Annotated in this window: 9 protein-coding genes, 1 tRNA gene and 1 pseudogene; 5 read left to right on the top strand and 6 right to left on the bottom strand. The window is 42.3% G+C overall.

All coding sequences use genetic code 11. From position 1 onward, the window contains the following. Positions 1-6: 6 nt before the first annotated feature. The 6 genes from nrfH to HCG69_RS18325 form a co-directional block, all read right to left on the bottom strand. On the bottom strand, positions 7-594 hold the full coding sequence (gene nrfH, locus HCG69_RS18350; RefSeq protein ID WP_221651223.1) for a cytochrome c nitrite reductase small subunit: 588 nt from the start codon (positions 592-594) through the stop codon (positions 7-9). Positions 595-804: 210 nt separating this feature from the next. Continuing rightward, positions 805-1,326 (bottom strand): biotin/lipoyl-containing protein, encoded by a 522-nt coding sequence (locus HCG69_RS18345; RefSeq protein ID WP_221651222.1) that lies wholly within the window; start codon positions 1,324-1,326, stop codon positions 805-807. 14 nt (positions 1,327-1,340) lie between these two features. After that, the gene (gene accC, locus HCG69_RS18340) at positions 1,341-2,852 is read right to left on the bottom strand and encodes an acetyl-CoA carboxylase biotin carboxylase subunit (RefSeq protein WP_195348717.1); all 1,512 of its coding nucleotides are present in this window, start codon (positions 2,850-2,852) and stop codon (positions 1,341-1,343) included. Between the two features lie 21 nt (positions 2,853-2,873). Next, complete coding sequence (locus tag HCG69_RS18335; protein WP_195348718.1) at positions 2,874-4,418, bottom strand: acyl-CoA carboxylase subunit beta; 1,545 nt, start codon at positions 4,416-4,418, stop codon at positions 2,874-2,876. 461 nt (positions 4,419-4,879) lie between these two features. Next, positions 4,880-5,515 carry an FKBP-type peptidyl-prolyl cis-trans isomerase gene (locus HCG69_RS18330; protein WP_221651221.1) on the bottom strand — a complete coding sequence of 212 codons (636 nt, stop codon included), beginning with the start codon at positions 5,513-5,515 and terminating at the stop codon, positions 4,880-4,882. 11 nt (positions 5,516-5,526) lie between these two features. Continuing rightward, positions 5,527-7,068 (bottom strand): glycine--tRNA ligase, encoded by a 1,542-nt coding sequence (locus tag HCG69_RS18325; RefSeq protein ID WP_002558859.1) that lies wholly within the window; start codon positions 7,066-7,068, stop codon positions 5,527-5,529. Between the two features lie 183 nt (positions 7,069-7,251). Here HCG69_RS18325 and HCG69_RS18320 point away from each other — a divergent pair, with 183 nt between their 5' ends. From HCG69_RS18320 to HCG69_RS18300, 5 genes and pseudogenes are all read left to right on the top strand, one after another. Continuing rightward, positions 7,252-9,903: a DNA gyrase/topoisomerase IV subunit A gene (locus HCG69_RS18320; protein WP_221651220.1), complete on the top strand. Its 2,652-nt coding sequence runs from the start codon at positions 7,252-7,254 to the stop codon at positions 9,901-9,903. Positions 9,904-10,019: 116 nt separating this feature from the next. Then, the gene (locus tag HCG69_RS18315) at positions 10,020-10,883 is read left to right on the top strand and encodes a DUF3316 domain-containing protein (protein WP_221651219.1); all 864 of its coding nucleotides are present in this window, start codon (positions 10,020-10,022) and stop codon (positions 10,881-10,883) included. Between the two features lie 78 nt (positions 10,884-10,961). Beyond that, a complete protein-coding gene (locus HCG69_RS18310) occupies positions 10,962-11,966 on the top strand; it encodes a S41 family peptidase (RefSeq protein ID WP_221651218.1) in 1,005 nt (334 codons plus the stop codon). A gap of 83 nt (positions 11,967-12,049) precedes the next feature. Beyond that, positions 12,050-12,131, top strand: a tRNA-Leu gene (locus tag HCG69_RS18305). A 62-nt stretch (positions 12,132-12,193) separates the two neighbouring features. Further along, positions 12,194-13,078, top strand: a pseudogene (locus HCG69_RS18300) (PfkB family carbohydrate kinase); the annotation flags it as partial. Positions 13,079-13,332 lie beyond the last annotated feature (254 nt).

Here is a 13,332-nt window from a genome sequence, read left to right as displayed (position 1 = left end):
ATGAATTTATTTATTTATCATTTTACGAAGCCATTCCGGCACTGGCGATTCCGGATAAGGAACCAGTGCATCCGAGGTAGTAGAAAGGCTGTTTTGCCCATGTGCCACATCACGATGACAATCCCAGCAGGCCTTTCCTTCTCCTACCTGAGACATCATATAATTGATACGCCCGGTAGACACAAACTCGGTATTGAGCTGTGTATGACAACGGATACAATTGTTCATGATTACTTCTGCACTTTCATCATTTGCTTTTATTACCTGATGTTCGCCACGAGTGAGAAACACCGCAACATGACGCATACCATCCATGCCCTTGAACGCCCACTTTTTTACCGGATTCTCATGAGGTACATGACAATCATTACACGTAGCATCCCGTCCGTGAGAACTGTGCATCCAAGTAGCATAATAGGGTCCCATGATATGGCAATTGACGCAAGCGGCCGGGTCGTCGCCCAGATAGGTATGCGCCCGGAGCATATACAAGAAAAACAACCCTCCCCCGATAATCAGACCGGACAAGGCAATGGCTACCATCTTCCAGCGCCTGGAAGGAAGTAGCCAATGAATAATCTCTTTTATTTTCATAAGACACTAAATATTAAGTATACTACCGGCCGGTTAACAGAACCCATATTCTCTTTACTTGTGCAAAGGAGCAAAATAAAAGCTAATAAATGTGTAATCTACATTACATATGAAAGAAATTATTTTTAATAATGTACCAATATACTAATTTGCCAATATGCTGCGCTGTACTGCCGAAAGGCATTGGCACATTAGCATATTGGCACATTATTACTCAATCACCATAATACGGTCGTTCAACCCTACTTTTGCCGTATCTTCTACAAAGATCTCTTTGACTATACCGTCCGTTAGCGAACGGATTTCGTTTTCCATCTTCATAGCTACCAGTACGCAAAGCGGGTCTCCTCGCTGCACTACATCTCCCTTCTTTACATATGTTTTCAATATCACTCCGGGCATTGGCGCCTGAACTACTTGACGCCCCACAGATTCGGCAGCATTACGGGAATTGTGTATCTTTTCCATTTCGCCTTTCAGTTCTATCTGATAAAGTTCTCCTTTGTTCATGATAGTATATGTAGAATTGGAAGACGAAATCTGCACTCCATGAGAATGATGATCAATGATTATAGAATGAATGGAATCACCGCCAAGGTTATAATCCACCTCATACACTTTTCCATTGACAGCTATTTTCTTCACAGGGCCATCTTCAAGAATCTCAACTTTATACTCATTGTCGGGCATATCCAGAAGCCGGGCATAATAGGTTGCTAATGTTGTACTCATAATCTCTGATGTTTTTAATAGTTATTGGCAGTCATCTGCAGTTTACCATAATATTTCCAAAGGGATTCTCCTACCACCGGAAGAGTAGTAGCCCTCGACGCTGCCTCTTTTTCCTTCTCAAAATGCTTCAGCGCAGCTGCAATTACAGCTACGGTAGGATCGGTATTCTGACGCCGTTTCAAATCTTCCTTGTCAAACCGAGTATCAATAAACGTAGTATCATACTCCCCTTTCAGAAAAGCGGCATTCTTCAAGACACGCTGATGGAACGGAATGGTGGTTTTAATACCCAGTATCTTATACTCCCGCAAAGCACGGGCCATATTTGATATGGCAGAAGCACGGTTTCTTCCCCAGCAACAGAGCTTGGCAATCATCGGATCATAATGCAATGACACCTCAAATCCGGCATAGGCGGCACTATCCAGGCGAACGTTACGTCCTTCGGGAGCTTCACGTACCGTAATGACTCCCGGCGACGGCATAAAGTTATTTTCCGGATCTTCGGCATAAATACGACATTCGATGGCCGCGCCTCTAAACTCAATATCTTCCTGATGATAAGGCAAGCGATTGCCGGCAGCAACAAGAATCATATCACGTACAAGATCAACACCGGTACATTCTTCCGTTACCGGATGTTCTACCTGAAGCCGGGTATTCATTTCAAGAAAATAGAAGTTCTGGTCTTTATCCATCATAAACTCCAAAGTCCCGGCACTGTAATATCCTATTTTCCTGCAAGCCTCTACAGCCACCTTCAACATCCGTTTCCGCGTCTCCTCTTTCACAAAAGGAGAAGGAGACTCTTCTATTACCTTTTGGTTTCGTCGTTGAATGGAGCATTCACGTTCATACAGATGAATTACATTCCCATATTTATCACCCAATATCTGCACTTCGATATGATGGGGATTTTCGATATACTTCTCTATATAAACCGCATCGTTTCCAAATGAAGTTCCGGCTTCGGATTGGGACAGACGAAGAGCCATCTCAACCTCTTCTTCGGAACGCACCAGTCGCATTCCCTTTCCGCCACCACCTGCCAATGCTTTCAGCATAATCGGATAACCGACTTCTGCTGCTACCTTTTTAGCTTCGGCAATGCCCTGAACCGGCTGTTCTGTGCCCGGAACAATGGGTAGGCCAGCTTCTCTCATGATCTTCCGCGCCTCCGTCTTAATACCCATCCGGGCAATTATATCAGCACTCGGACCAATAAAAATCACTCCTTCTTCCTCACAACGACGGGCAAAATCAGCATTCTCCGACAAGAAACCATAGCCCGGATGAATGGCAGCCCCAGTCTTTTTGGCTATTTCCAGAATCTTTTCCGGTTTCAAATAAGAGGTATCCTCCGGTGAATCAGAAATGCAATAGGCTTCTTCGGCGTAACGCACATGCAACGCTCCACGGTCTACCCGTGTGTAAATCGCTACCGTAGCAATATTCATCACCCGGCAGGTACGGAAAATACGCATAGCAATCTCACCACGGTTGGCTACTAATATTTTTTTTATCATAATATGTTTCCTCCTACAATATTAAAGCGGTAAATTAGAATGCTTTTTGGGTGGATTGGACTGGCGTTTATTAGCTAACATCTCAAAACTACGGATCAACCGCATACGAGTAATAGCCGGATCAATCACTTCATCCACATAACCGAGTTCGGCAGCCCGATAAGGATTTGCAAATTTCTCGCGATATTCAGTCTGAAGCTCTTTTCGTTTCTCTTCAGGATCTCCTGCTTTGTCTATTTCTTTACGGAACAGAATATTCACAGCCCCATCCGGCCCCATCACGGCAATCTCGGCCGTAGGAAAAGCAAAGTTCACATCTCCCCGGATATGTTTGGAGCTCATTACATCATAGGCACCACCATAAGCTTTGCGTGTGATAACCGTCACCTTAGGTACGGTAGCCTCACAATAAGCATATAGCAACTTGGCACCGTTACGAATAATGCCACCATATTCCTGGTCAACTCCCGGCAAGAAACCCGGTACGTCCACCAAAGTCAGTAGCGGAATATTGAAAGCATCGCAGAAGCGGACAAAACGAGCCGCCTTGACAGAAGCATCAATATCCAATGTACCGGCAAGTACCAGCGGTTGGTTAGCCACCACTCCCACAGTTTTCCCATTCAGACGAATATAACCAATGACAATATTCGCCGCATACTCTGCCTGAAGTTCAAAGAAACTATTGTCATCGGCTACTGCCTCGATCATCTCCTTTATATTATAGGGTTGATTCGGATTGGTAGGTACCAGCATAGAAAGCTCTGGTGTGAGCCGCGTGGGCGAATCGGAAGTAGCAACAAATGGAGGTTCTTCCATATTATTTCCGGGCAGGAAGGAGATTAATTCACGAATATAATTGATACATTCAATATCATTTTCAGCAGCCAGATGTGCTACACCGGATATAGAAGTATGTACAGCAGCTCCACCCAATTCTTCTTTACTCACCTCTTCCTGTGTCACACTCCTCACTACGTCCGGTCCGGTAATGAACATATAACCGGAATTCTTCACCATCAGGATAAAATCGGTCAGAGCCGGAGAATACACAGCACCACCGGCACATGGGCCCATGATGGCACTGATTTGCGGTATTACCCCCGATGCCATCGAGTTACGAAGAAAGATTTCAGCGTATCCTGCCAGCGAACGAACCCCTTCCTGAATACGGGCACCCCCGGAATCATTGAGCCCGATTATCGGGGCACCCATCTGCATGGCCATATCCATCACCTTGCAGATCTTTTTGGCATACGTCTCCGAAAGTGCCCCTCCGAACACTGTGAAGTCCTGAGCAAAAACATAAACCAATCGTTTGCCTATCATACCGTAACCGGTAACTACCCCATCCCCTGGTATCTTCTGTTTCTCCATACCAAAGTCGGTACAACGATGCGTCACAAGTTTATCCAATTCGATAAACGATCCTTTCTCCAAAAGTAAATCGATGCGTTCACGGGCTGTCAGCTTTCCTACTGAGTGCTGTTTCTCAATCCGAGCATCTCCGCCGCCGTTTTCTGCTTTTCTGTTTAATTCTTCCAGATGGTTGATGAGTTCTTTCATGGGCATTCATATTTAAGTACGATATAAAAATAGAAATAATTACAGTGAATACATGTAATGCAGATTACATCAAGGGTGTATTCTATTAAATATAACATACTACTCCTAAGAAAAGTTAGGAAATATGCCGTAAAACATCTATCACTAATTTTCTTTCACTATAACCCTTTTTTATCAAATCAGAACAAGACTCTATGCTGTACAGATTTGAGTTACGAAGCCACACTGAACCTTATCATTAAAAATCGGACAAATAACACTCTATAGTAAACTCTTTCCAATTAAGAGAAATCAAAAATTCACCGTTTTTTCCTACAGTCGTCCTGAAGTAAGGTATGACAAGTATGATTACCTGTTTCCATAAAAACTCTTCTATAAAAGCCTAAAGCTTCGTTTATCAACAAAAAAAACCTGTCCCTCATCACTATGAGAAACAGGCTACTTCCTTTATATATAGAAATCTATTCTTCTACAGCCAAGGTCGACAGCGAATTCGAACTACGATTTTCGATACTATACAACTGCATATCAAAAATCAATGTGGAATACCCTAAAATGCTACCACTACCACTGGAACCATAACCATAGTTCCAAGGTATGTAAACTAACCTTCGCTCTCCTACTTTCATACGCTGAAGCATCTCAGTCCAACCAGTAATTACACCTGTTACTTTGAATTTCTTCGGAGAGTCAAAGGCTGTAGGGTTTGCACCTTTGAATCCATCAAATCGGTCTCCGATAATTAAAGTACCTTTATAATACATATATACACTATCTGTATAAAAAGGTTGCATATCTTGAGAAACATATCCTTCGATAACCTCATCCAGATTTGTCGGATTCGGATTTAACTTTGGATCATTCGTTATCGGTTTCAGCTCCTTATAAAAGATACAGGCACCCGGAGCAGACATAAGATGAATGCTATCCAATCCACCATGATCGGCCTCCGTAGTATAAACATTATACAAAGAGTCGATAAACGCCTCATTTCGTGCCTGCCAATTATCATATCTGCTCACTTCTTTCGTTTCTTCACAAGAAGTAAAGACAAGTGCTAGCAATAGGATTGGTAATAAATAGATTTTCTTATTCATTCGTCAAGGATTTATTGTAAAGTTTTCAAAAGCGAAGTGATGCTTACTCTGTCAGCAATGATATTGTTCAATTCAGAGATCGCTACACGTTCCTGCTGCATGGTATCGCGATTACGCAAAGTCACACAGTTATCTTCCAGCGTTTGATGGTCAACCGTTACACAATATGGAGTACCAATGGCATCCTGACGACGATAACGTTTTCCGATACTGTCTTTCTCGTCATACTGACAATGGAAGTGGAACTTAAGACTATCAATAATCTCGCGGGCCTTTTCGGGCAGTCCGTCTTTCTTTATCAAAGGCATTACGGCCAACTTCACCGGAGCAAGAGCTGCAGGAAGTTTCAATACCACGCGGCTTTCACCGTTTTCGAGTTGCTCTTCGCAATAAGCAGCACTCATGATACTGAGGAACATACGATCCACACCGATAGAAGTTTCGATAACGTACGGAGTGTATGACTCATTTAGTTCAGGATCGAAGTATTTGATACTCTTTCCGGAGAATTTCTCATGCTGGCTAAGGTCGAAATTAGTACGTGAATGTATACCTTCTACTTCTTTGAAACCAAACGGCATAAGGAATTCGATATCTGTAGCGGCATTAGCGTAGTGAGCCAGCTTATCATGGTCGTGGAAACGATAATGATCATCACCGAAACCAAGTGCTTTATGCCATTTCAAACGCATTTCTTTCCATTTTGGGAACCACTCCAGTTCAGTACCCGGCTTTACAAAGAACTGCATCTCCATCTGTTCGAATTCGCGCATGCGGAAAATGAACTGACGGGCTACGATCTCATTACGGAAAGCTTTACCAATCTGTGCAATACCAAAAGGTATTTTCATACGACCGGTTTTCTGTACATTGAGGTAGTTCACGAAAATACCTTGTGCTGTTTCCGGACGAAGGTATATTTTCATTGCACCTTCCGAAGTAGATCCCATATCAGTAGAGAACATCAGGTTGAACTGACGGACTTCTGTCCAGTTCTTAGTACCGGAAATAGGACAAACGATTTCTTCGTCAATAATTATCTGACGGAGTTCGTCAAGATTACCATCGTTTAATGCTTTTGCAAAACGGGTATGAAGCGCATCACGCTTAGCCTGATGTTCAAGGACACGGCCATTTGTACTGCGGAACTGTGCCTCATCAAAAGCATCACCAAACTTTTTAGCAGCCTTAGCTACTTCTTTATTCATTTTATCGTCGTACTTAGCCAATTGGTCTTCGATAAGTACGTCTGCACGATAGCGTTTTTTAGAATCTTTGTTATCAATCAACGGGTCATTGAATGCATCAACGTGTCCGGAAGCCTTCCAGATAGTGGGGTGCATAAAGATTGCAGAGTCAATGCCGACAATATTCTCGTGCAGCAATACCATGCTGTCCCACCAGTATTTCTTAATATTATTTTTGAGTTCAACTCCCATCTGGCCGTAGTCGTATACAGCTCCCAGTCCGTCGTAAATATCACTTGAAGGAAATACAAAACCATACTCTTTGCAATGTGATACCAATTTCTTAAAAACGTCTTCTTGTGCCATTGTTTTATTTACAATTTAATCATTTACAATTTACGATTCCGATATCTGCCTGTAAATCACACTCGGAAATAATTCGCAAAGTAAATGATTTTTTTGGAGAAAATTCGTATTTTTGCGTGCACATCGTTCTATAATGATGTAAAAAAGATAATTTGTTGTTAAAACAAGAGGAATATTAACCATATGAGTGACGAAATCAACGAGATAACGGAAGAACATTCAGACTATAAGCCGGCGGACTCCCACAACGAAAGCGTAAAACATCAACTCACAGGTATGTACCAGAACTGGTTTCTGGACTATGCTTCGTATGTTATTCTGGAACGTGCCGTCCCCCATATCAATGATGGACTGAAGCCTGTACAACGCCGTATACTACACTCCATGAGGAGACTGGATGACGGACGTTACAACAAAGTGGCAAACATCGTGGGACATACCATGCAGTTTCACCCACACGGAGATGCTTCTATCGGAGATGCACTGGTACAGCTGGGGCAAAAAGATTTGCTAGTGGATTGTCAGGGTAACTGGGGTAACATTCTCACCGGTGACGGTGCAGCTGCTCCACGTTATATCGAAGCCCGTCTCTCTAAATTCGCACTCGACGTAGTATTCAACCCAAAAACAACGGAATGGAAGTTGTCTTACGACGGACGAAACAAAGAGCCTATTACTTTACCTGTTAAATTTCCGCTACTATTGGCACAGGGAGTAGAAGGTATCGCAGTAGGACTTTCTTCTAAAATATTGCCACACAACTTCAATGAATTGTGTGACGCATCTATCAGTTATCTGCATGGAGAAAGCTTTAAACTCTACCCGGACTTTCAAACAGGAGGCTCTATAGACGTATCCAAGTATAATGACGGCGAACGGGGTGGTTCTGTGAAGATACGTGCCAAAATCAATAAGATTGATAACAAAACATTAGCGATTACGGAAATTCCTTATGGAAGAACCACTACAACAGTAATCGATTCCATTCTGAAAGCCGTAGATAAAGGGAAAATCAAAGTACGCAAAGTAGATGATAACACCTCTGCCAACGTAGAGATATTGGTACACCTGGCAGCAGGAACTTCATCGGACAAAACCATTGATGCGTTGTATGCTTTTACCGATTGTGAAGTAAGCATATCACCCAACTGCTGTGTAATCGATGATAATAAACCACACTTTCTGGCTATCAGTGATGTACTAAGAAAGTCGGCGGACAATACACTCGACCTTCTTCGTCAGGAGCTTGAAATACACAAAGGTGAGTTACAGGAAAGCCTCCACTTTGCTTCACTCGAAAAGATATTTATTGAAGAACGTATTTATAAGGATAAAGAGTTTGAACAATCCAAAGATATGGATGCTGCGTGCGAACATATTGATAACCGATTAACTCCTTTCTATCCGCAATTCGTACGGGAAGTAACCAAGGAAGACATCCTGAAACTGATGGAAATCAAAATGGGACGTATCCTAAAGTTCAACTCAGACAAAGCAGAGGAAAATATTGCTAAGATGAAATCGGAGATTGCCGAAATAGACAATCATCTGGCCAATATCGTAGAATACACTATTAGCTGGTACCAGATGTTGAAAGAAAAATATGGTAAGAATTTCCCTCGCCGTACAGAACTACGTAACTTTGATACCATCGAAGCAACCAAAGTGGTGGAAGCTAACGAAAAGCTATACATCAACCGAGAAGAAGGATTTATCGGCACAGCACTAAAGAAGGATGAATTCGTAGCCTGCTGTTCGGATATAGACGACGTAATCATCTTCTACAGAGATGGTAAATATATGATCACTCCTGTAGCCGACAAAAAGTTCGTAGGTAAAAACATACTGTATGTCAATGTATTCAAGAAGAATGATAAACGAACGATCTATAATGTAACTTACCGCGACGGAAAAGAGGGAACAACCTATATAAAACGTTTTGCCGTAACCTCCATCGTACGGGATCGCGAATATGACGTAACACAAGGTACTCCCGAATCACGGATCACTTATTTCAGTGCAAACCCTAACGGAGAAGCCGAGATCATAAAAGTAACGTTGAAACCGAACCCACGCGTACGTCGCATCATCTTCGAACGGGATTTCAGCGAGATTGGTATTAAGAGTCGCCAGGCACAGGGAGTTATTCTGACTCGTCTGCCGGTACACAAGATAGCCTTAAAGCAACGCGGAGGTTCTACGCTTGGGGGACGTAAAGTCTGGTTCGACCGGGATGTACTACGCCTCAACTATGACGGACGAGGTGAATATCTGGGAGAGTTCCAGAGCGACGACTCTATCCTGGTAGTTCTCAATACAGGCGAGTTCTATACAACAAACTTCGATGTGAGCAACCATTACGAAAACAATGTAAGTATCGTTGAGAAGTTTGATTCCAACAAAGTTTGGACAGCCGTATTATACGACGCTGATCAGCAGAACTATCCATATCTGAAACGTTTCTGCTTTGAAAGTGCCTCCCGCAAACAAAATTATCTGGGAGAAAATAAAGCGAATCAACTGATTCTGTTGACTGATGAATATTATCCACGTCTGGAAGTCATCTTTAGCGGTCATGACAGTTTCCGAGATCCGATGGTGATAGATGCCGATGAATTTATAGCTGTCAAAGGCTTTAAGGCAAAAGGTAAACGTATCACTACTTATACGGTAGAAACGATCAACGAACTGGAACCGACACGCTTCCCTGAACCTCCCGCCCCTAAAGAAGAAGAGGAGACAGAGGAGGAAAAAGAGATTCTCGATCCGGATCACGGCAAAAGTGAAGGGGATATTCTGGACGAGATGACTGGACAGATGAAGCTGTTTGAATAATGGAAAATTGAAAGTTGAAAGTTGAAAATGAGGGCAACTGTATTATACCTTGTCATAAAATCGGTTCCCATTTTCAACTTTCCATTTTCAATTTTCAACTAAATAAAGGTTTGTCAATGAAAAAGAAGATACTGTTAAAGATTGGTCTAACCGGATATTGTCTGCTGGCTCTCTGCCATGGACTGTATGCTCAGGTAGATTCGTTGCAAGCCAACCGCTATGTGACCCGTGCCACTATGTACGGAATAGGTTATACCAATATATTCGACACCTATCTGTCGCCACAGGAATATAAAGGTATCGACTTTCGTATCTCACGGGAAACAATGCGTATGACTAAGTTACTTAATGGAAAAGTATCCGTACAAAACTTTTTTCAGGCAAACATTGGATATACACATAACCGGGTAGATAACAATAATACCTTTGCCGGATTAGTGAATTGGAATTATGGATTGCATTACCAATTCCGTATCACAGAAAACTTTAAACTGCTGGCAGGTGCTTTGGCAGACATTAACGGAGGGTTTGTATACAATCTGCGCAATACCAATAACCCGGCATCAGCACGGGCATTTCTCAATCTCGACGCTTCCGGCATGGCAATCTGGCATGCTAAAATAAAAAATTATCCACTCACATTTCGCTATCAAGTCAATGTGCCGGTAATAGGAGTTATGTTTTCACCTCACTACGGTCAATCTTATTACGAAATATTCACATTGGGTAATTCCAGCGGAGTAGTACAATTTACTTCACTACACAACCAACCCTCCATGAGACAAATGTTATCCATAGACTTCCCGATTCGCTATGCAAAGATGCGCTTCAGTTATATAGCAGATTTACAGCAATCGGATGTTAATGATATCCGGACACATACATATTCACACGTATTCATGGTAGGATTCGTAAAAGACCTGTATCTGATCCGTAACAAAAACGGAACACCATTGCCGGCTTCAATAAGAGCGTATTAAAGGGAGAATGGAAAGGGGAGAAGTACTATGCAGAGTGATAGCGTAGACAATTGTAATTTGTAAATTGTAAATGGAAAGATGAGAAACTGGTGGATTAAAGTTGTGCTTATATTCTGTTGCCTGAGTGGGTTAACCGCCTGCATCGGGGAAGAAGAGTACACCAATGACCCAGCAGGAAACTTTGAACAACTCTGGAAAATCATCGACGAGCGATATTGCTTTCTGGACTATAAAGGCATAGACTGGAAAAAAATCGGAGAAAGGAAACGTAAATTTATTGAGCCGGAAATGGATGACCGGGATCTCTTTCAGGTACTCAGCGATATGTTGTACGAACTCCAGGACGGACATGTCAACTTAACTTCTACTGACAATCAAACCCACTTTGACTTCTGGCTTGACTCACCACGTAATTTTAGTGAAGCAACGATAGAAAGCAACTATTATCTGGGGCAAAACTATCAACAGACAGCCGGTTTCAAATATAAAATACTGAACGATAAAATAGGTTATATCTATTATGAAAAATTTTCCGAAGGTATTGATAATAATGATTTAGACAGGGTTTTCTCTTATCTTTCTAACTGCAAAGGACTCATTATTGATGTCCGCCAAAATTCCGGAGGGAATGCAACAAACTCGGCAAAAATAGCTTCGAGATTTACAGAAAAGAAAATACTAACAGGGTATATCTGTCATAAAACAGGTCCAGGACACAATGACTTCTCAAAACCATATGCTATCTATCTGGAACCTGCCAAAGGTATTCGCTGGCAAAAGAAAGTAGCCGTACTCACCAATCGGCATTCATACAGTGCTACCAACGATTTCGTAAATCATATGAGATGTCTTCCTAATGTAACAATCGTAGGTGATAAAACCGGAGGAGGATCAGGCATGCCTTTTTCATCCGAACTCCCTAATGGCTGGACGATCCGTTTTTCTGCCAGCCCGCACTTTGACAAAAACATGAACCACATTGAGTGGGGAATTGATCCGGATGTAAAAGTAGATATAAACTACAAAGATGAAGTCAATGGACTCGATACGATTATAGAAGAAGCACGGAAATTACTAAAATAAACACTTTTATTCATCTTTCGTTTGGCAAAACAAAAAATATATCTATCTTTGCACCGCTAAAGAAAAAATTAGTCACGGATTTTGCGGCTGTGGCGTAATTGGTAGCCGCGCCAGACTTAGGATCTGGTGTCTCGCGACGTGGGGGTTCGAGTCCCTTCAGCCGCACAAACACTAAAAAGCCTTCAAGAACTACTCTTGAAGGCTTTTTCATTTAACCAAAGATTAAAATGAAGAAACATACTCTTTGTTGCATCGGACACATCACTTTAGATAAGGTAGTAACGCCTCAATCCACGGTATTCATGCCAGGAGGAACTGCTTATTACTGTTCATATGCTATCCGGCATCTGAACGATGTTGATTATAAATTGGTTACTGCAGTAGGAGACAGTGAGCTGAACGTTATAGACAAAATGCGTGATGCCGGTATTGATGTAACCACCCTTCCCAGCAAATATTCCGTTTACTTCGAAAACATATATGGCGAAAATCAGGATGAACGTACCCAAAGAGTACTCGCCAAAGCAGATCCATTCACCGTACAACAACTTGAGAACATCGAAGCGGATATTTTTCATCTGGGGTCTTTGCTGGCTGATGATTTTTCGATAGATGTCATCAAACATCTTGCCGGTAAAGGGCTGGTTGCTATTGATTCTCAAGGATACCTGCGTGAGGTACGCGATACACACGTCTATCCGGTGGATTGGGCCAATAAAAGGGAAGCACTGAAATACGTACATTTCCTGAAAGTAAATGAACACGAAATGGAAGTATTAACCGGATATGACAATGTAACAGAAGCTGCCCACAGACTCCACGAATGGGGAGTAAAAGAAGTTCTGCTCACATTTGGTAGCATGGGTTCGGTTATCTTCGACGGAAAAACCTTTTATCAGATTCCGGCATACAAGCCAAATGTAGTGACAGATGCCACCGGATGCGGCGATACATATACAATTGGCTACCTGTACCAGCGGGTTGCAGGAGCAAGTATCGAAGAAGCCGGACGCTTTGCCGCAGCAATGTCTACACTGAAAATAGAAAAATCAGGTCCATTCTGCGGAAATGAAGAAAACATATTGCAATGTATGAAGCATGCAAAAGAGGTGCTTCCCGCACAGGGAAGTACGCCAAGCGGTGATTACTATTCGAACGGATTTGAGTGTATTTCACCACAGAGTAACACAGAGTTCCACAGAGTTTAAATCTTTGATGAAACGCGGATTAACGCAGATTTTCACAAAGGGAAACAAATATATGATAAAGAACTACAGTCTTTTAATCTGCGTTCATTTGTGTTAATCCGCGTTTCAATCAGAGAAATACTACTCTGTGGAACTCTGTGTTACTCTGTGGTGAGTTT

Source organism: Bacteroides sp. K03, assembly GCF_019734355.1.
Lineage (GTDB): Bacteria > Bacteroidota > Bacteroidia > Bacteroidales > Bacteroidaceae > Bacteroides > Bacteroides nordii.
Note: the sequence above shows the minus strand (reverse complement) of the source record. Positions and strands in the feature narration are given on the sequence as shown.